Genomic DNA, 18786 nt, shown 5'->3' with positions numbered 1-18786 from the left:
TTTACTGGAACGAAGCATAAGCTCGCAGGAGTTAAGTGATGGCGCAGCGTTATTAGACAGTAATGATGAGGCGACATTATTGAATACGCTTTTGAACTCGGTGGATTTTAGTAACCGCTTTTAATAGCAAGTAGTAGAAAGAAACGCCGGTTGATTAAAGCAAATCAACCGGCTTTTTTATGTGGTTTTTCAAAAATTCTAAACTTTTAATCTAACTGATAGGGGCTTTCGCCTGCGCCAAACAATAGCCCTGCAAGTTCACCAATAGTATGGCTTATTATTAAAATTAAAATGACTAGAGTGTCAGGTAGTAGTTTGAGTCTATTATCTTTTCTTGCTAGTAAAATGTTGCCGGTAATTTGAAAAACTAACCAGAAAGGCAAGATAAATATTTTTACTATTTTAAATAAAAATTTTATACCTTTGAACTTATTTCGAATTAGCCCAACGCATGCCTTCCCATTATGGAAGTGCTTTACTACGGTTTTATATGTTCCATGACTTTGTATATGAAATACTGGGTTGTCAATATTGTCCCCTTTTTTAATTTTACTTTTTTGCGCAAGATATTCTTCAAATTCACCTGCATCAAAATGTTGGGAAACAATAGGATTTTTTCTAATTGCTAAGTTTGCAATACAAGGAGAAAAACTTTTGGTTTTGGATGTAGCTAAAAAGTTATTAAAAGTCATCCAAAAATTGGCTCGATCCCAAGTGCTTTCTTGGCTGCCGTTATAAATATTACCCCCAATGATATTACTTTTAATATTTTGATCTAAGAAAGACTCAATATTGCTAATCCAATTATTGTTAACCATGCAATGATCTTCGGTGATAGCAACGTATTTACCATAAGCTAAATGTAAACCAATTGCTCTTAAATCAAGAACAGATTTATTAGGGTGATTAAAGATTCTTATTTGCTCATTATTTAACTTTGAAATACAGAACTCGTATTTTCCGCTAAGAATTATTAATTCTACATCTGTCCTATTCTTGAGTTGTGCTACAACAGAGTTAAGACAATCGGCTATTTGATGCTCTTGAGCGATTGTAGGAATTAAAATCGATATCTTCATTATTATGACTGATATTGTAGAACAGTTAGTTGAAGCGAAATAATATATTATTAAAAGTTCTTTTTAATAATATAATTTTACTTGTCCATCTAAAAATTCTGCAAAAATTAAAGTTATACTTTTTGAATGAAGAATGATGACACGCTCACATCGTTGCAATTAACTAGCTAGTCTGTAAAATTAACCCCGCATCTATACGGAAATATAATAAAAGAATTATGAATAACGTTTACCCAGTCATTCTTTCGGGTGGTTCAGGCACACGCCTTTGGCCATTATCACGAAAACATTACCCTAAACAATTTTTAAAGCTTACCAGCTCATACACAATGGTTCAGGAAACGGCTCTTCGTTTAACGGGATTTAACAAACCGATTGCTGTGTGTAATGAAGCTCATAGATTTACAATTGCAGAACAACTTACTGAAATTGGTCAAACACCTTCCGCTGTTATTTTGGAGCCTGTAGCTCGTAATACTGCACCAGCAATAGCTCTCGCCGCTTTGAAGTCTCTTGAACTTGATGAAAATGCAGTACTTGTTGTGCTTGCAGCAGATCATGTAATAGAAGATACAGATGCATTTCAAATAGCTGTTGAAGCAGCAGTAAAAGAGGCCGAAAATGGCTCTCTTGTGACTTTTGGTGTTGTACCTGAAAAGCCTGAAACAGGATTTGGCTATATTCAAGCCGAAGTTGAAGGGCAATTGAGTGCGATTAAACGCTTTGTCGAAAAACCAGATTTAGAAACAGCAGAGCAATATGTAACGAGTGGCGACTACTATTGGAATAGTGGCATGTTTGTTTTTAAGGCAAAAAACTTCCTAGAAGAATTAAATGTTCATCAGCCTAAAATGTTCCAATTAGTACAAACGGCCTATAAACAAGCATCAAGCGACTTAGATTTTACTCGGATCCCTAAAGATGCGTTTGCTTTATGTCCTGATAACTCGATTGACTATGCTGTAATGGAAAAAACCCAAAAGGGTATGGTTTTACCTATCAGTGTAGGTTGGAATGATGTTGGCTCATTCTCTGCATTATGGGAAGTATTAGATAAAGATGAGCAAGGTAATGCGAGCTTAGGTGATATAAAAAATATTGACTCGCAAAACTGTCTAGTTCAGTCAGAAAATCAGTTTGTAGCGACAATCGGGGTTAAAGACCTTGTAATTATTGGCACAAAAGACTCTGTACTTGTTGCTCACAAGGAGCGAGTACAAGATGTGAAAAAAATTGTTCAATATCTGGGGGGGACGGGTAGAAGTGAGCACTTGCTTCATCGTGAGGTTCATCGCCCTTGGGGTAAGTATGACTCTATTGATAACGGTTCGAGATATCAAGTTAAACGAATTACAGTAAAGCCTGGTGCCTCACTAAGTAAGCAAATGCATCACCATCGTGCAGAACATTGGATTGTAGTATCTGGGACAGCTATTGTAGAGGTAGATGAAAAAGAGACATTGTTAAGTGAAAACCAATCTATTTATATTCCATTAGGGGCAACACATCGGTTAACTAACCCTGGAAAAGTAAGCCTTGAGTTAATAGAGGTACAAAGTGGTAGTTATTTGGGTGAAGATGATATCGTGCGTTTTAATGATGTGTATGGACGTAGTTAGTGAAACTTAAGCATTTTATCCAGCTCATATTTACAAAAGTTCAACTCAACTTAAAGTCTGAAGCTAAAAAGAGCTACCTAAGCTATTTGTGGTGGATATTGGAACCTGCATTATTTGTTGGTGTATTCTATTTAGTTTTTGGCGTTTTCTTAGCCAAAGGAACCTCAGATTTTTTGGTTTTTTTGTTGTGTGGTCAAGTTCCCTTCCTGTGGTTTGCTAGAACATTGCTTAATTCATCTGCGTCAATAGAGCAGGGAAGGGGGTTGATGCAGCAGATTAAAATACCCAAAATATTTTTTCCATTGGTTACTATATTTCAAGATCTATTCAAATCAGTTTGTGTTTTTGTTTTGTTTTTTATCTTTTTATATTTTTATGGCTTTCCTCCCAGTGAAAAATGGGTAGCTTTGCCATTAGTAATTCTTACACAGCTGATTGTGATAAGCAGTTTGTCACTATTTGTCTCTATGATCGTGCCATTTATTCCCGACCTAAAATTTTTTGTAAATACGGCTATTCAGTTAACTATGTTTGCTTCAGGCATATTTTATAGTTACAAGCAGGTGCTTTTAGAAAAGCACCATGTTTTGTATATGTTAAACCCTATTGCAAATCTAATTGAGCAATACAGAAATATTTTACTATATGGGCAATGGCCAAGTTTTGTGTCATTAATGTGGATTTCAGTGGTCTTTAGTTTGGTTTTCATACTCTGTGCATTATTTTTAAAGAGATTTGATTCCGATTACCCAAGGATATTGGCGCAATGAGTAAGGAAAGGGAAATTGCAATTCAAGTCTCTGGTGTTTCGTATGAGTATACTCAAAGAAAGTGGTTTAAAAATGTTAAGTACCAAGCTTTAAATAATATAAACCTTTCTGTATACAAGGGAGAGACACTCGGGATTGAAGGACGAAATGGAAGTGGTAAATCAACACTTCTAAAGCTTTTAGCAGGAATCTATAAACCAACGTCGGGAAGTATTAATTGTTTTGGTAACCATGTATCACTGCAAACATTATCTGCGGGCTTTGATGTTGAATTAAGTGGTGCTGATAACGCGTTGATTGGCGCAATGCTATTAGGGCACCCTAAACAAAGTGCAATATCAAAACAGGAAGAAATAATGGCGCTTTCCGAGTTGGGCGAAAAATTTTATGAGCCTGTCAAAACCTATAGTGCAGGTATGCGTGCAAGGTTAGGATTTGCGACTGCAATCACAATGAAAACCGATGTTTTATTGATCGATGAGGTTTTAGGTGTAGGTGATGCACTTTTCCGAGAAAAAGCGGAAAAGATAATAAAAGAAAAAACTTCATCAGAAATGACAGTTATAGTGGTGTCGCATGTTTCACATCAACTGAATCGACTTTGCGACAGAATAGTTAAAGTTCAAAATGGCGATATTAGTATTTAAAATGAAGAAAGAATTAACAAGAATTATATTTAAAACAATAATTGGGCGTACTCCATCAATGGCCGCGATAGAGCATTATGAAACTTACTCTTGGCCTATGCTAGTTAATTTACTATTAAATTCAAAGGAGTTTAAGCATGAAGATACTGGCCTTAATCGTCGAGAAAATGTTTTAATTAATAGTGAACTCCAATTTTTAAATGAAAAAATTGGCGTGCCAATTGATGGGGCAAAAAAAGATATAACCATCGACTTATTCTTTAATGAATGCTTCTTGCCCTATTATCAAAAAGTATTGTCTGGAGCGACAATAGAGTTTATTCAATCAAAATCTTTACCAAGGAGTGGACATCACTTTCTGATTTCACTTCTAACAAAGTACTTTGATAGTGACTTGTATTACTGCGAGGGACACAGCCCGAAAGGTTGCTGTAAGTCTAATCCATGTTTAAAGCCGTTTAATAAAGATATGAGTAACAAGCTCATGATTCAGAAAAGCCATGACTTTGGTTTAAAGGATGAAAAAAATAATGAGTTTATCTATCTGATACAACATCGTTCACCAATAGGTCGAATACAATCAAACTTTGAGCTAGCTCTAAAGTCGTCAAAGGGGTTATATACAGATACAAAAGAATCATTTGAAAAATTTGCTATTAATGATGCTGAGTACTCTATAGATTTTTATAATAAATGGTTTGATCCAAATGATGGCTTACAAAAAATATTTATTCAGTATGAAGAGTTAGTATTTAACACTGAAGATGCGTTGAACAAGATCATTATGTTCATTACAGGTGAGGCTGCAGTACCAGAGAAGTTAGAAATTGCTGCTGAAAATAAAAAGGTTAAAGTGAATACTCTTAATTCACCTAAGGAAACTCGTAAAGCAAGCGAGCATCGCTTTTTCTCTAGAGAGTTTGCTGAAACTATAGAAAAGAAAATTAGTTCAGGAATTAAACATAAAGTAAGCATACCTTTTGAGTTTATAGGTTAAGAGAAAGAATCATTTATGAATACTAAAGAGTTAATGATGAGAATCAAAGAGTCACGCTTAGGTGATAACAATAATGACAAATATACAACTTCAAATTTTCTCGATTTGGATGAAGTTGTAAATAAAGTTAAGTTGTTAGCTAGTGAAAACAAAGCTCTGCCAGTATTTGAAAGTATTGATTTTGATAACCCGGCTCCAAATCTAGAAGTCGGATTTAATTATGAAAAAGAAGTACTTAATTTAAATGATTTTGGCCTGCTAAATGATGATGAGTTTATTAGGGTTGCATACAGAGCAATTTTAAGAAGAGAGGCTGATATCGTAGGGTTTCAGCATTACCTAGATAAGCTATCTAAAGGTGAGAGCCGAGGGGCAGTACTGTTTAAACTGCGCCTTTCAAAAGAAGGTAAGGCGGTTGGTCGTAAAATCCATGGTTTAAATCGTGAAGTTTTTATTTACTGCTGCAAGAAAGTGCCATTTGTTAAGCCTGTGATTAACCTAGTTTCGAATATTGTTAACTTAAGTAGTTTGTATAAGGGAATACAAGAATCCAACCGTAGTATTTATGATCTACAAACGATGAATGTATTAAGCCAAAACAAAATTAACAAATTGGCTGAAAATGGGGTGACGTTAAATAATTTATTTACTATTGAAAGTCAAAAATTTAAAAATGAAGTTTTGAATAGCCAAACTCAACTCGATAACAAGATTGCTCAACACTGTGCAGCATCATGTAATTTACTTGCGGCTGAAAATCAAAAATTAGTACGTGAGTTTTCAGACTATAAATCGGAATTTGAGCACAAGATAACTCGACTTCAAGAGCTAGAGAGTAACCTTAATCTTATCCTTACAAAACTCGAACAGGGGTCGCCTAAACTTGATGAGCTAGAGAAAAGTTGTCAAAATTTAGACAGTTTCACCAAAGAAATTGCGCGTACTTTACTAAATACAAAAGATGAATTAAGTAAAGTTACCTCTAATTTAAAAGGCTTGTCTCAGAAAGAGAATAGTTTAGCAATAGATACTAACGCTATAGATCTTGATAATTTTTATTATAAATTTGAAAGTAAGTTTCGAGGCACTGAGGAAGATGTAGTTAACCGCTTAGGGGCGTATGATGATATTTTAAATACGATTGCATCACTCGGATTTAAAGAGCCAAATGCATTAGACTTAGGTTGCGGTAGGGGTGAGTGGCTGGGTGTATTAGAGCGTAAAGGGTTTACTGCTGTCGGTGTTGACCTTAATGAACTTATGATTAACTCTTGTCTTGCCAAAGGCAGAAATGCTATCAAACAAGACGCAATAGAATATTTAAAACAACAGCAAGATTCGTCCTTCTCAATTGTTTCGGCATTTCATTTGGTTGAACATTTGCCTTTTGAAGATCTCATGATTTTTGTTCAAGAATGTATTCGTGTACTCAAACCTGGTGGAGCACTAATCTTTGAAACGCCTAATCCTGAAAACTTAATGGTATCTTCGCGCTTATTTTATATGGACCCAACACATAAAAACCCTGTGGTGCCAGAATTACTTTCATTTATTGTTGAGTACTTTGGTTGTTCTTCTGTCAATGTGTTAAGGCTTAATGCCTTTGAAGTTTTGGGAACTGATGTTGATTTCGGCAACCTACATAATGCAAATATGGATTATTCGATTGTGGCAAGGAAGTAAACAACAATGAAGATTTTGATACCGTCAATTCAGGTTCCTTTCATCTCTGGAGGGGCTGAACTTATGACTTATGGGCTTAAGAATGCTTTGATTGAAAATGGGCATGAAGTTGAGGTTGTAACGTTTCCATTCAAATTTTCACCATTAACAGAACTAGAGTTGTTAATGGATTATTGTAAAAGCAGTTTGTTTGATAATTTTAATGGGTACAACGTTGATCTTGTTATAGCACTGCAGTTTCCAGCTTTTTATATACAGCATCCTAATAGAGTGCTTTGGTTGATGCACCAACATCGCTCTGTGTATGATTTATATTCTGAACAAGAAAGTTCGACTGAGTTGCGCTTATTTCGTAAAAAGGTGCATAATTTAGACTCTAATGAGCTTGCTAGTTACCCTAAAAGGTTCAGCATGTGCCAGAATATTACTGATCGACTGCGTCATTATAATAACATTGACTCAACGCCTGTTTATCATCCACCTAATAATCACACGCTGTTTTACAATGCCGGTATTGAAAACTTTATTTTTTGCCCCAGTCGATTAGAGTGCTTGAAAAGGCAAGACTTACTGATTCAAGCGCTGGTACATTCGAAATCGAATGTTGGAGTGATTATCGCAGGCACTGGCGGACAAGAAGCCCAATTTAAAGAACTAGCAGAAAGCCTTGGTGTTGCAGAGCGTATTCGTTTTGTTGGTTACATTTCAGAACAAGAAAAAAGAGCTTACTATGCACACTGTTTAGCTGTTTTTTTTGGCCCACAAGATGAAGATTATGGTTATATAACCTTAGAGGCTTTTTTGTCATCTAAGCCTGTTATCACATGTCATGATTCTGGTGGCCCGACTGAATTTGTTATAGACCAGCGGAATGGTTATATCGTAGAGCCAAAGCCGGAACAGATAGCGGAAAAAATCGATTATTTGGTCGCTAATAAACAGCATGCAGAGGTTATGGGCCAAGAAGGCCTTGTTAGCTATCGCGAAAAAAGCATCACCTGGCAAAATGTTGTAGAAAAATTACTGGGATAAAAAAGTGAAAATAGCAATACTGGCTTCTAGCCCCATACCTTTCGGTGCAGGCGGTGCTGAAAAATTATGGTGGGGTCTAGCTGATAATATTAATAAATTAACAGCACACCAATGTGAGCTAATCAAGGTTCCAACAAAAGAAAATGATTTTTGGAACCTTATTGAAGGGTATGAGTTTTTTTATAATTACGATTTATCGCATTTTGATATGGTGATTACAGGAAAGTATCCTGCATGGATGGTACAACATCCGAATCATCATATTTATATGTTACATTGTCTTAGAGGGTTATATGATACCTATCATTTTATGAACCTACCTGACAAGGTGAGTAAAAACCAAAGCAAGGAAGTATTAGCGTTTCTTCAGGACCTAGAAAATCAAAATATGTCTGTTGAAGAGGTTTTTCAAAAGCTTAAAAATTTAAAGAGCAATAACCTAATTACCGAAGAGCTTTCTGCATTTCCGGGGCCATTTATCCGGAAAATAATTCATTACCTAGATAATGCTGCGCTAAGCACCATCAGAAGAACATCAGCGATATCACATACGGTTGCAGATAGAAAAGAGTATTATCCAGTAGAACAGGCGGTTTATGTAAATTACCCACCTCCTATGATGAGTGGCTTTTATTCTTCAGGGAGTGACTACTTTTTTACCGCGAGCAGAATTGACGGACCTAAGCGGGTTGAGCTTATTTTGGATGCTTACTTACAGAGTGGAGCTGAAAAACCGTTGAAAATAGCTGGTTCTGGCCCACTTTTAGAGCGACTGAAAGAAAAAGCTTCGTGTAACTCGAATATCGAGTTTTTAGGTTATGTAAGTGATACAGAGCTCGTAGATTACTATGCGAATGCGCTTGCTATTATTTTTGTTCCATATGATGAAGATTATGGGCTTATAACTATAGAAGCAATGAAAAGTGGTAAACCAGTTATAACAGTGAATGACAGCGGCGGCGTAACTGAGTTTGTTGAGCACGGTATAACAGGTTTAACATCTGAACCTCAGATTGAATTGCTAGCTGAAAATATTAAAACTCTCGACAGTGAGCCTCAACTAGCCTATTCAATGGGACTAAACGCAAAGAAAAAAGTCACAAATGTTAATTGGTTAAATACAGTTGGTGACCTTTTGCAGGAAAAGTTAGAAACTGCGTCACAAACAAAAAAACTGGATAATGCGCTTGTTGTATCAACATATCCCTTCTACCCACCACAGGGTGGAGGGCAAAATCGTACGTTTTATTTATACAAAGAATTAGCGAAACAAATGACAGTCAATGTTATTTGTCTTGTGCATGAATCTGAACAGTATAGAGTTGAAGAAGTTGCCCCAAACTTGTTTCAGATAAAAGTACCAAAAACGCAAGAGCACGCTATCGAAGAATGGAAAATTTCGGAGCAGGCTGGTATTCCTGTGACAGATATTGCATTTATTGACTTATATGGTTTTACACCAGATTTAGAGAAAGAATTTAAAAGACTAGAGCTTTTGGCTGACTTAGTTATTTGTAATCAATGCTACACTTATCCGTTCGTTTCTAGGCTTACTGATAAAGCAATATGTCACGACTCTCAGAACTTGGAAAGCAAACTAAAAGAGCAAATGCTGGAATCGTCAGAGTATAATTCAAAACTGATTCAAACTGTATTTGATTCTGAAAAGCAAGCATGCCAAGAGAGTATTTTTACTGCAGTATGTTCGGAAGAAGATGGTTTGGCTTATAAAGAGCTTTACGGTATGTCAGGCGAAAAATATCAAGTGATAGCTAATGGTGTTGACACAAACACAGTGAAATTTAGTAGTAAAGAGGAACGATTAAACCATAAGACTAAATTGGATATCGCTAGTGAAAAAACCATTTTATTTATGGGTAGTTGGCATCAACCAAATATTGATGCAGTTGAAGAGATTATTAAATTAGCACCGCTATATCCGAGTATACACTTTATCATTATAGGCAGCGTGGCTGGTTATTTTTCTGATTATAAATTACCTGAAAACTTGGTGTTTGCGGGTGTTGTATCTGATGAAGAGAAACAAGCGTTCTTGACTGTAGCTGATTACGCATTGAATCCTATGTTTACAGGTTCTGGGACGAATCTAAAAATGTTAGATTACATGCTCAGTGGCATTCCTGTGATATCTACTGCAGTTGGAGCAAGGGGATTAGGGTTGTCACCGGAAATGTATGTGGAATTTGATTTTGATAACTTTGCGCAATGTATTGAACAGTGTGAACTTATTGATATAGAAAAAGCATCACGTTATGTGGAGGAAACCTTCGATTGGCGGGTAATAGGGAGTAATTACTCCAAGTGTTTAGTAAATATATAACAATAAATAATCTGAAAAGGCTATTAGGAATGAATAATCTAGAAGCTCATGTAGAAAGTTTGCGGTGTGAAGAAAGTTTCGAAGGACAATTACAGCGGGTTTACTCGGAGATTGTCAGCTCTGGAGATACTGTGATTGATGTTGGTGCACACTCAGGTAGGCACTCATTACCCCTTTCATTATATGTAGGAGCAGAAGGGCGAGTTCAGTCTATTGAAGCCAATCCCGTTGCTTTAGAATGGCTATTAAGTCAAATTAGAACGTTTGCTTGCAATAATGTTACGACTAAAAATCTTGCGCTTTCAAATGTGGTAGGTGATAAGGCTGACTTTTTTGTAGCGGTAGACAGACCGGAAGAGTCAGGATTGCAGCCAAGGAAAATGTATAATGGCGAAACAGAGTTAGAGAAAATATCGGTCAAAACGGCTACTCTTGATGAGCTATTTTCAGAAACTCCTGTGACCTTTATTAAAATAGATGTTGAAGGGGCTGAGTGGTTAGTATTACAAGGAACGAGAAAGCTATTGGAGTCGTCGACCCCTATCGTGGCATTTGAGTTTGGACAATCGTCATATGAATCATTTGATGTTGACCCAGCTCAGGTTTATGACTTTTTTGATGAGTTGAATTATGTGCTGTATTCCATTCATGGTAAAAAGTTAACACAACAAGAGTTTGTTGATGCATCTGTCGCACAAAACTTTTGGGACTATTTTGCCGTCCCTACAGCGAAAACAGAAAAATTTGAAAAAAATCGAGCGTTTGGATAAAAATGAAAACAGCAATTATTACAGGAATTACAGGCCAAGATGCGGCTTATTTAGCAGAACTACTTTTAGATAAAGGTTACAAAGTTTACGGTACATATCGTCGTACTAGTTCAGTAAATTTTTGGCGCATCGAAGAGTTAGGTATTGAAAGTCATGCTAACTTAGAGTTAGTCGAATATGATTTGACTGATTTGTCTTCAAGCATTCGTTTATTACAAATGACCAATGCTGATGAGGTATATAACTTAGCTGCACAAAGTTTTGTTGGTGTTTCATTTGATCAACCATTAACGACAGCAGAAATCACAGGTGTCGGTCCTGTTAATTTGTTGGAAGCTATTCGCATCGTAAATCCTAAGATTAAATTTTATCAGGCTTCTACTTCAGAAATGTTTGGTAAAGTTCAAGAGATTCCGCAGCGTGAATCAACGCCTTTTTACCCGCGTAGTCCTTATGGTGTTGCTAAGCTTTATGCGCATTGGATGGTTGTTAATTATCGTGAATCTTATGATATTTTCGCTACCAGCGGTATTTTATTTAATCATGAATCACCATTACGTGGGCAAGAGTTTGTAACAAGAAAAATTACGGACTCAGTGGCTAAAATAAAGCTTGGTAAGCAAGATGTGTTAGAGCTCGGTAATATGGATGCCAAACGCGATTGGGGTTTTGCAAAAGATTATGTTGAAGGTATGTGGCGAATGCTTCAGGCAGATAAGCCAGATACTTATGTACTTGCGACAAACCGTACAGAAACAGTTCGTGACTTTGTAACTATGGCCTTTAAAGCTGCAGATATCCAGTTAGAGTGGAGTGGTTCAGAAGAGCAAGAAGTTGCCCGTGATGTGGTTTCAGGTAATGTTGTTGTTAAGGTTAACCCTAAGTTTTATCGACCAGCAGAAGTTGATTTGCTAATTGGTAACCCAGAAAAAGCTAAGCAAGATTTAGGATGGGAACCTAAAACAACACTAGAAGAGCTATGCGCTATGATGGTGGAAGCTGATCTGCGCCGCAACGAAGTTGGTTTTTCTTTCTAATGCGAATTTTAGTAACAGGGGCGTCCGGGTTTACCGGGCGTCATTTTATTACTTTTGCCAAATCAAAAGGGCATGAATGTGTAGGTCTTAGTTACAGTCGAAGTTATGATAATGATGTAGAACATACGCTTCATGCTAACTTAAACGATAAAACTTCTTTGCAACGAGCACTAGATGGGCAAAGGTTTGACGCTGTTGTTCATTTAGCGGCTATTTCTTTTGTCGCTCATGGTGATATCGATGAAATATATACAACAAATCTGTTAGGTACAACAAACCTAATAGATGTTGTTAACAGCATTTCAGACAATTCTATTCATTTCTTAATAGCAAGCTCAGGAAATATTTACGGTAATACTCAAAAGCTTCCTATCACAGAAGAAAATGAGTTTAAACCGGCGAATGATTATGCAGCGTCTAAATGTGCAATGGAAATGGCCTTGAAGGTTCGCTCTCAAAATACAAAAATAACTATTGTTCGCCCTTTCAATTACACAGGTGTGGGACAAGCAGAACACTTTTTGATTCCTAAAATTGTAAAAGCCTTTAAGACAAATCAGGATACGATAGAGTTAGGTAATTTAGATATTGCTAGAGACTTCTCTGATGTTCGGGATGTTGTTTCAGCGTATCTGTTGCTACTTGAGCAGGGTCATCAAGGTACATTTAATGTTTGTAGCGGGCGTGCTGTGGCACTTTCTGAAATACTTAATCTCTGCGAGCAGTTATCTGGGCGTAACATGAAAGTGGTTGTGAACCCTGATTTCGTTCGTAGTAATGAAGTGAAAACCCTTTTTGGTGACGATTCTAAGCTTCGTAAGGCTATTGGTGAATATAGGCAAAATAACTTAGAGCAAACACTAGAGTGGATGATTAAAAATTAATGAAAGTTGTTTTGGGGTGCGACCCGCTTTTAGCACCGTTAACCGGAATAGGTCACTACACTCAGCAGTTAGGTACAGGGTTACTAAATAGTAGTCGCATCGAAAAATTAAAGTTGTTTGCTCACGGTAAATATTATGGGCATGAACTTTTATTAGAGTCTGATAATTCAGAAAAATCTGAAATAGTAAATGGTACCCTTTGGGCCGCTTTACGAAGCAATTTAGCTAGTTCTAATTTAGCTGTGTCCTTATATAGCAAACTTATTCCCCTAATTGAAAAACGAGCTCTGTCAGGGAAACGGGACTATATTTATCACTCTCCTAATTTTTTGTTACCAAATCATGGTGGTAAACGAATTGTAACTATTCATGATTTATCAACGCTTGTTCATCCAGAATTTCACCCTTCTTCGAGAGTCAAGTTAGTTAATCAAGCAATCGAGCAGTCAGTAAAATTTGCTGACCATATCATTACAGATAGTGTGTTTATCAAAGACCAGTTGTGTGACGGTTTTGCTTTACCTGTCAATAAGGTCACAGCAATTCATTTAGGTGTGAGTGAACACTACTTTCCTAGAAATGAAGTGCAATGTAATCATGTGCTTAGTTCATATGGATTGGGGTTTAAACAGTTCTTGTTATTTGTTTCAACCATCGAACCTCGTAAAAATGTCTTACGTTTATTACAGGCATATCAGCTTTATCGGGAACAAGATAGTAGCGGACTGCCTTTAATTTTAGTTGGGGGAGCGGGCTGGAACAGTGATGAAGAGCATCGTATCATCAAGAAACTAGAGGCTAAAGGTTGGATAAAATACCTTGGTTACGTCAAGCAGAGCGAGATTCCTGTGCTATATGCAGCTTCTAAGGGAATTGTTTTTCCGTCATTGTATGAAGGGTTTGGTTTGCCTGTCGCGGAAGCATTGCAGTCAGGAGTGCCTGTTATTACTTCGGAAAATAGTGCAATGTCAGAGTTCTCAGCTGAGGGGGTATATCAAGTTAACCCGTATGATGTGGACAGTATAAAAATGGCTATTTGCAATCTTGCTCAGAATGACCATGAATCGAAAAGTATTACTTTCGATTGGAGCGATACGGTAGAAGCAACAATTGATGTTTACGGATGCTAATATGGAATCTATTTACTTTTTACATATTCCTAAAACGGCTGGAAGTAGTTTTAAAAAAATGCTTGCTTCAGCGTATTCACAAGAAGAAGTATTAGAATTTTATCAACGAAATAAACTTTTGGAATTCAAGCCATCACAGCATCGTCTACTTTTGGGGCATTTAGGCTTTGATATTAGTGCATTAACTAAAAGCTTCAATGTCGTTACGTTTCTTCGTTGCCCTATTCATAGAGCTATATCAAACTACCATCAAGTACTGCGTAGTTCTGAGCATTATTTACATGCCTTAGTAAAGGAGCTAGGAACTTTTGATGCGTTTATTCGTGATAAGCATTGTCAAGATTGTATTGCAAACATACAGACAAAATACTTAGGGTTAGATATTAATTTTGAACAGTTAGTGAAACATCATACTGTAGCATCGCTGATTGCATTAGCGCCTCAGGAGTTGCATAGCAAAATGTTGGCTCTGTCAGACCAAGATCAGGTAATGAAAACGGCCTTCCAGCGTTTATCTAAAATGGCTTTTTTCGGTCTGTGTGAACGATTTGAAGATAGCATAGCATTATTCAAACAAGCCTACCCTAATTTAGAGTTAAAAAGTGCATATGCGCAAGAAAATGTGACTCATGGAGGGGTGACTTTTAACCAGCTTTCAAATGAAGATATCGAAATCTTGAAAGAAATAAACTATCTCGATATACAACTTTATCAAAGCGCTGCTAGCTTGTTTGAGAAGAGGTGGGAGCAAAGTTATGCTGAATAGAGTTTTGAAAAAGCTATTCTCAAGTGGTAATGATGAGCTTTTGGTGGCTACAAGCAAAAGTGTGTTACATGTTACTCCTAAAACAGGCGAGTTAAAAGAGGTACATACAGGTGCCGGACTTTATTATGGTATAGCTACTAGTGATAATGGTGAGAATATTTATGTAATGGCTCGAAACAATGCAGACCCTTTCAATTACCTGTCGAAAGAAGAACGCTCAAAAGAACAAAGTAAAGTGCTTGTGATGAATCGTTCCCTGCAAGTAATTGATGAAATATTGCCGCCTCATGCAGTGACTGATTTTCACCAAGCAACTTTTCATAAAGGGAAGCTTTGGATAACCTGTACGATTTTAAATGCGATATATATCTATGATTTTAGCTCATGGGAAATTTGGTATCCGCTTGAAAACGAATGTAAAAAGGGGAGTGATATTAATCATTTTAATTCAATTTCCGTTATTAATAATCAAGTTCATATAGTTGCACATAACTTTGGTAAAAGTGAGATATTAGTTTTTGACATAGATTCAAGAAAGCTTAACAAAAAGATTTCATTGGGGAATTGCGCTCATAATGTGTGGTATGTAGATAATGCCTTATGGGTATGTGATTCTGCAAATCAAGCGCTAAGAAGTTGCAATGGAAGGGTCGTATCATTACAAGGTTTTACAAGAGGTGTCGCAGAATTCAGTAAAGGTTTTTATATAGGTAGTTCAGGACTCGCTGAGCGAAGTGATAGAAAAGATGTTGATAGTCAAATTCATGTTCTAACACCTAACTTAGATTATATAAGAAGTATTCCAGTTGAAGGGTTTGGTCAAATCCTAGAAATAAGACTGTTATAAAAAAGCCTGTCATGAGACAGGCTTTTTTATAGATGATGTTGATTACTTATTTCGTTGTAAAGTGTCAATTAACTCCTTCAACTCACTGATCTCTTTTCCTTTTTGCTCAAGCTTTTTGTTTAACGCCTGAATGGATGCAATTGCCACCCCCGCAGTATCCAGTGAAGAAATGGTCTTATCATCTTGGCCAAGGCCAAACTGAGCAAAGAACTCTTGTGCCATCGGTCCAATGTGTACTACTGAGTCATCATCCGTTTTATAGTTCCAACTTGAAATAGGTAGTTTTAATAGTTTTTCAAGAAGTACATCTACATTTACAGACTTAATATTTTCTTTGCTATGGAAGTTTGAACCTTGAGAAAGAGTACCTGGTATTGTCAAGTTGCCAGAAGCATCAGATTGAAGTAATGCAGTGTAATTACCACCACCATTAGATAAATCTTCTCTGGTTATGCTAAAACCACCTGCGCCGTTAGACTGTATAAGTTGGCGGACGTTTAAACTTCCATTTTCTATTGCAATCCAAGCTGCGCCAGTTGGATTTTTTGCTGAAAGAACAAGCCTGTCAGTACCTACAACATCTAAATCGGCATCCGGAGTTGAATTGCCAATACCTACCTTTCCACCAGTAGTTACTGTAAATTGTGAAACCCCACCTGTGGTTTGCACATCAAGAAGTCCATTTACTGTTCCGCCATTAGGGATGTTCACACCAACATTGGCACTTGGATCAATTAAAAAAGCATGGTCATTTGCATTTGATGGGTGGGCAACGTCAATTAGACCGTCAGGAGTTTCAGTTTCAAAACCTACATCGCCATCTGCAGCGATAAAAAGACTGTTTTTAGGTGCTGAAGGTTTTATTCTAAAGGGCAGCTTACTACCATTCGTTACATCACGAATAAAGAAGTTGGTTTCGTTTCCTGCAACATCCCAAGTTTGAGCTGTAAAACCTGAAGAGCCATCTTGCTCTAAACGAAGAGTTGGAGTATTTCCTTCAACAAGATGAAGATTTACAGCTGGTGCTGCAGTACCAAAACCAATGCGACCAGCATCATCAACATACAGCGAGTGTGAAGGTGCAGATGCTTCAATGGTAAATGGTGTACGTCCGCCATCAATATCATCAATTGAAAACTTGTTCATACCACCATTAGTAGAATCATTAAACGTTATTTGCCAGTCTCTTGAAGGAAATGATGCTGAAGCACTGGTGTCTTGTGCTTTAATACGTAGGTTATTTTCTTTTAAACGAATAGTGTCAAAGCCAAAGCTTTCGCCATTAACACAATCGACCCCCATGCAAGCACTGCCTTGTATAATGAGGTCATCAACAATTACTTGATCGGCAAAAGCCATTGAACTTGAAAGCATTGCAGAAGTAAGAGCACTGATTTTAAGTAGTTTTTGAGTTTTCATTTTTTAGCCCTTACTTATTTAAGCCAAGTTGAATACTAGGTTTTTTTTCTGCTGTTTGTTCATGTGTTTCAAGAGAAAAATTACGAGAAGTAAATTTTCCATTTGTTACATCTACTTTACTAATAAACCCAACTTTATCTTCATCTCTACCATTATCTAAGGTGCTTGATTTTTCTTGGAGATATTGCACAGCTTTTATTTGGTAGTTGTAAGTGCCATCTGCAGGCAGATTTAAACTTGCAATATCTAATGAAGGAATCTCACTTTCAAAGGTCTTTGAAAAACCATTCTCACCTGAAACTGAGATAATGTATTTGTCGTAAGCCTTTTGCGGAGTGAAATCTATGTGACTTGCTGATTTAGTGACTAAGATTTTATTCGATTTAGCTTTTTTTAGTTCGAAAACATCAGGCTGTGCTAACACAGTCGTGTTAGCTAAAGCGCAAACAGCACTTATAAGCAGTACTTTTTTCATGGCTCACTCCTCTTTAATAGTGGCCTTTATGTAAAATTATTTACAAATTTATTTAATAGTTAGGTATTAGTTTAACAAATATTGCTAAATGTTAAATAATGAATTGTACTTTTATTGGTCTGAACAGTTCTATTTCTTTTTTGAATGTAGGTTGTTATGTGTTTTTTTAAAATAAACTTAGCTCAATGGGTGTCGATTTAGGTACTGTTATTGGGGAGCATTTCAGCCCATAAATTTTGCATTAAGGGAGCCTTCAAAAAATTAGCCTCCCTTGTTTAGGGATAAATTTATTATTTAAAATGAAAGCTGCTAATGAGAGGCTCTATCTCTGTAAATAGCTTTTCTTTGTTGGCTAATGGTGTAGCAGCCTGTATTAATAAAAACTTTGTTTGTTGCGCAGATATAATTTGATAAACAAAGTGCTGCTCATTATTTTTTAACGCAATAGCTCTCGTTTCTATTGCTGGAATTTTATCTAGTTTAATAGAGGCTGTTTTTAGTTCGTTGAATTCAGTTAGTGTTTTACTGTTAGTTAATAGTTTTAAACCAAAATCTTCCGTAGATTGGATAGCGTTTTTTTGTATGCCATGACTAAATACAACTGATGTATTTGGTAAATTTAAAGATTCAAAAATAACCGAGTTGCTCGTTCTTTTAACAACCTTAAATCCTTCTGGATTACTAATATAAAAGGGAAGGCCTGTAAATATACGATACTGGTTGTTAGTGCTTACACCTAAACTGAAAAGCGATTCTTTCATGAGTTGCTTATGAGATTTAGAACTACCTTCAGGGTAACTTGCTTCAACTAATATGCTTGAAAGTTTATCGCCTGATAATAACCATAACTTTTCAAAGTAGTTGCCATTAATTAATGTACGCATTGTCAATAAAGTACAACTTGCACCAGAAATAGTTACTTGTTCAGTTTTTACAAGTTGAAGTTGGTTTTTGAGTAAATTTTCTTTAGATAACTGATTTAAGTAAATTTGATAGGGTGTTTCTATTTCAGATAACTTTATTCTTGAGAAGGTTTCTGGTTGTACAAAACCATAATGCTCTTTTGCCAGTTTAAACCCCGTTGGTACCGTTAAATTAGCTTCAATACCTTGGCTTAATCTAAAACCTTGAGTGATTGTTTCGATATTTTTCTGGTCAGATGTGCTCGAACAGGCGGCTAAAAACGAAAGGAATGTCGCTAGAGCTAGCGTAGATAAAGGCTTTCTCATTGTTGTTACTTGAATATACAAAAATTTATTCAAGAGTAACAAAATTTAATCTAAGTGAATA

The 18786-nt window shown here is 36.4% G+C and carries 17 protein-coding genes; 13 read left to right on the top strand and 4 right to left on the bottom strand.

Annotated elements, in window-relative coordinates; all coding sequences use genetic code 11:
• Positions 1 to 206 precede the first annotated feature (206 nt).
• Positions 207 to 1079: a glycosyltransferase family A protein gene (locus AAEU29_RS07915; protein ID WP_421972799.1), complete on the bottom strand. Its 873-nt coding sequence runs from the start codon at positions 1077 to 1079 to the stop codon at positions 207 to 209.
• Between the two features lie 218 nt (positions 1080 to 1297).
• On the opposite strand from AAEU29_RS07915, the gene AAEU29_RS07910 reads away from it, so the two are divergent.
• Genes AAEU29_RS07910 through AAEU29_RS07850 form a run of 13 tightly spaced genes read left to right on the top strand, consistent with a single transcriptional unit; the run spans position 1298 to position 15602 of the window.
• Positions 1298 to 2698 carry a mannose-1-phosphate guanylyltransferase/mannose-6-phosphate isomerase gene (locus AAEU29_RS07910; protein WP_421972798.1) on the top strand — a complete coding sequence of 467 codons (1401 nt, stop codon included), beginning with the start codon at positions 1298 to 1300 and terminating at the stop codon, positions 2696 to 2698.
• Positions 2698 to 3468, top strand: coding sequence for an ABC transporter permease (locus tag AAEU29_RS07905; RefSeq protein ID WP_421972797.1), 771 nt, complete (start codon positions 2698 to 2700; stop codon positions 3466 to 3468). Before AAEU29_RS07910 ends, AAEU29_RS07905 begins: the two co-directional genes overlap by 1 nt.
• Positions 3465 to 4115: an ABC transporter ATP-binding protein gene (locus tag AAEU29_RS07900; protein WP_421972796.1), complete on the top strand. Its 651-nt coding sequence runs from the start codon at positions 3465 to 3467 to the stop codon at positions 4113 to 4115. Before AAEU29_RS07905 ends, AAEU29_RS07900 begins: the two co-directional genes overlap by 4 nt.
• Position 4116: 1 nt before the next feature.
• Complete coding sequence (locus AAEU29_RS07895) at positions 4117 to 5112, top strand: hypothetical protein (protein WP_421972795.1); 996 nt, start codon at positions 4117 to 4119, stop codon at positions 5110 to 5112.
• A gap of 15 nt (positions 5113 to 5127) precedes the next feature.
• Entirely contained in the window at positions 5128 to 6795 is a 1668-nt protein-coding gene (locus AAEU29_RS07890) for a methyltransferase domain-containing protein (protein ID WP_421972794.1), read from the top strand.
• A gap of 6 nt (positions 6796 to 6801) precedes the next feature.
• Positions 6802 to 7827, top strand: coding sequence for a glycosyltransferase family 4 protein (locus AAEU29_RS07885; RefSeq protein ID WP_421972793.1), 1026 nt, complete (start codon positions 6802 to 6804; stop codon positions 7825 to 7827).
• 4 nt (positions 7828 to 7831) lie between these two features.
• On the top strand, positions 7832 to 10168 hold the full coding sequence (locus tag AAEU29_RS07880; protein WP_421972792.1) for a glycosyltransferase: 2337 nt from the start codon (positions 7832 to 7834) through the stop codon (positions 10166 to 10168).
• A 29-nt stretch (positions 10169 to 10197) separates the two neighbouring features.
• A complete protein-coding gene (locus AAEU29_RS07875; protein WP_421972791.1) occupies positions 10198 to 10938 on the top strand; it encodes an FkbM family methyltransferase in 741 nt (246 codons plus the stop codon).
• A 2-nt stretch (positions 10939 to 10940) separates the two neighbouring features.
• Positions 10941 to 11975, top strand: coding sequence for a GDP-mannose 4,6-dehydratase (gmd, locus tag AAEU29_RS07870; protein WP_421972790.1), 1035 nt, complete (start codon positions 10941 to 10943; stop codon positions 11973 to 11975).
• On the top strand, positions 11975 to 12859 hold the full coding sequence (locus AAEU29_RS07865; protein WP_421972789.1) for a GDP-mannose 4,6-dehydratase: 885 nt from the start codon (positions 11975 to 11977) through the stop codon (positions 12857 to 12859). The genes gmd and AAEU29_RS07865 overlap by 1 nt, the downstream gene beginning before the upstream one ends.
• On the top strand, positions 12859 to 13989 hold the full coding sequence (locus tag AAEU29_RS07860; protein ID WP_421972788.1) for a glycosyltransferase family 4 protein: 1131 nt from the start codon (positions 12859 to 12861) through the stop codon (positions 13987 to 13989). The genes AAEU29_RS07865 and AAEU29_RS07860 overlap by 1 nt, the downstream gene beginning before the upstream one ends.
• A 1-nt stretch (position 13990) precedes the next feature.
• Positions 13991 to 14755, top strand: coding sequence for a sulfotransferase family 2 domain-containing protein (locus AAEU29_RS07855; protein ID WP_421972787.1), 765 nt, complete (start codon positions 13991 to 13993; stop codon positions 14753 to 14755).
• A complete protein-coding gene (locus AAEU29_RS07850; RefSeq protein WP_421972786.1) occupies positions 14745 to 15602 on the top strand; it encodes a hypothetical protein in 858 nt (285 codons plus the stop codon). Before AAEU29_RS07855 ends, AAEU29_RS07850 begins: the two co-directional genes overlap by 11 nt.
• A 42-nt stretch (positions 15603 to 15644) precedes the next feature.
• Here AAEU29_RS07850 and AAEU29_RS07845 read toward each other — a convergent pair whose 3' ends face one another.
• From AAEU29_RS07845 to AAEU29_RS07835, 3 genes are all read right to left on the bottom strand, one after another.
• Entirely contained in the window at positions 15645 to 17021 is a 1377-nt protein-coding gene (locus AAEU29_RS07845; protein ID WP_421972785.1) for a tail fiber domain-containing protein, read from the bottom strand.
• A 10-nt stretch (positions 17022 to 17031) separates the two neighbouring features.
• Positions 17032 to 17496 (bottom strand): hypothetical protein, encoded by a 465-nt coding sequence (locus AAEU29_RS07840; protein WP_421972784.1) that lies wholly within the window; start codon positions 17494 to 17496, stop codon positions 17032 to 17034.
• Between the two features lie 290 nt (positions 17497 to 17786).
• A complete protein-coding gene (locus tag AAEU29_RS07835; protein WP_421972783.1) occupies positions 17787 to 18746 on the bottom strand; it encodes a hypothetical protein in 960 nt (319 codons plus the stop codon).
• Between the last annotated feature and the right edge of the window lie 40 nt (positions 18747 to 18786).

Source organism: Pseudoalteromonas aquimarina, assembly GCF_049257255.1.
Taxonomy (GTDB): domain Bacteria; phylum Pseudomonadota; class Gammaproteobacteria; order Enterobacterales; family Alteromonadaceae; genus Pseudoalteromonas.
Note: the sequence above shows the minus strand (reverse complement) of the source record. Positions and strands in the feature narration are given on the sequence as shown.

Excerpts from the sequence above, each read along its gene's own strand:
- AAEU29_RS07915 (WP_421972799.1), bottom strand. The coding sequence starts at position 1,079 with ATGAAGATATCGATTTTAATTCCTACAATCGCTCAAGAGCATCAAATA.
- AAEU29_RS07910 (WP_421972798.1), top strand. The coding sequence starts at position 1,298 with ATGAATAACGTTTACCCAGTCATTCTTTCGGGTGGTTCAGGCACACGC.
- AAEU29_RS07900 (WP_421972796.1), top strand. The coding sequence starts at position 3,465 with ATGAGTAAGGAAAGGGAAATTGCAATTCAAGTCTCTGGTGTTTCGTAT.
- AAEU29_RS07895 (WP_421972795.1), top strand. The coding sequence starts at position 4,117 with ATGAAGAAAGAATTAACAAGAATTATATTTAAAACAATAATTGGGCGT.
- AAEU29_RS07890 (WP_421972794.1), top strand. The coding sequence starts at position 5,128 with ATGAATACTAAAGAGTTAATGATGAGAATCAAAGAGTCACGCTTAGGT.
- AAEU29_RS07885 (WP_421972793.1), top strand. The coding sequence starts at position 6,802 with ATGAAGATTTTGATACCGTCAATTCAGGTTCCTTTCATCTCTGGAGGG.
- AAEU29_RS07875 (WP_421972791.1), top strand. The coding sequence starts at position 10,198 with ATGAATAATCTAGAAGCTCATGTAGAAAGTTTGCGGTGTGAAGAAAGT.
- gmd (WP_421972790.1), top strand. The coding sequence starts at position 10,941 with ATGAAAACAGCAATTATTACAGGAATTACAGGCCAAGATGCGGCTTAT.
- AAEU29_RS07865 (WP_421972789.1), top strand. The coding sequence starts at position 11,975 with ATGCGAATTTTAGTAACAGGGGCGTCCGGGTTTACCGGGCGTCATTTT.
- AAEU29_RS07860 (WP_421972788.1), top strand. The coding sequence starts at position 12,859 with ATGAAAGTTGTTTTGGGGTGCGACCCGCTTTTAGCACCGTTAACCGGA.
- AAEU29_RS07855 (WP_421972787.1), top strand. The coding sequence starts at position 13,991 with ATGGAATCTATTTACTTTTTACATATTCCTAAAACGGCTGGAAGTAGT.
- AAEU29_RS07850 (WP_421972786.1), top strand. The coding sequence starts at position 14,745 with ATGCTGAATAGAGTTTTGAAAAAGCTATTCTCAAGTGGTAATGATGAG.
- AAEU29_RS07845 (WP_421972785.1), bottom strand. The coding sequence starts at position 17,021 with ATGAAAACTCAAAAACTACTTAAAATCAGTGCTCTTACTTCTGCAATG.
- AAEU29_RS07840 (WP_421972784.1), bottom strand. The coding sequence starts at position 17,496 with ATGAAAAAAGTACTGCTTATAAGTGCTGTTTGCGCTTTAGCTAACACG.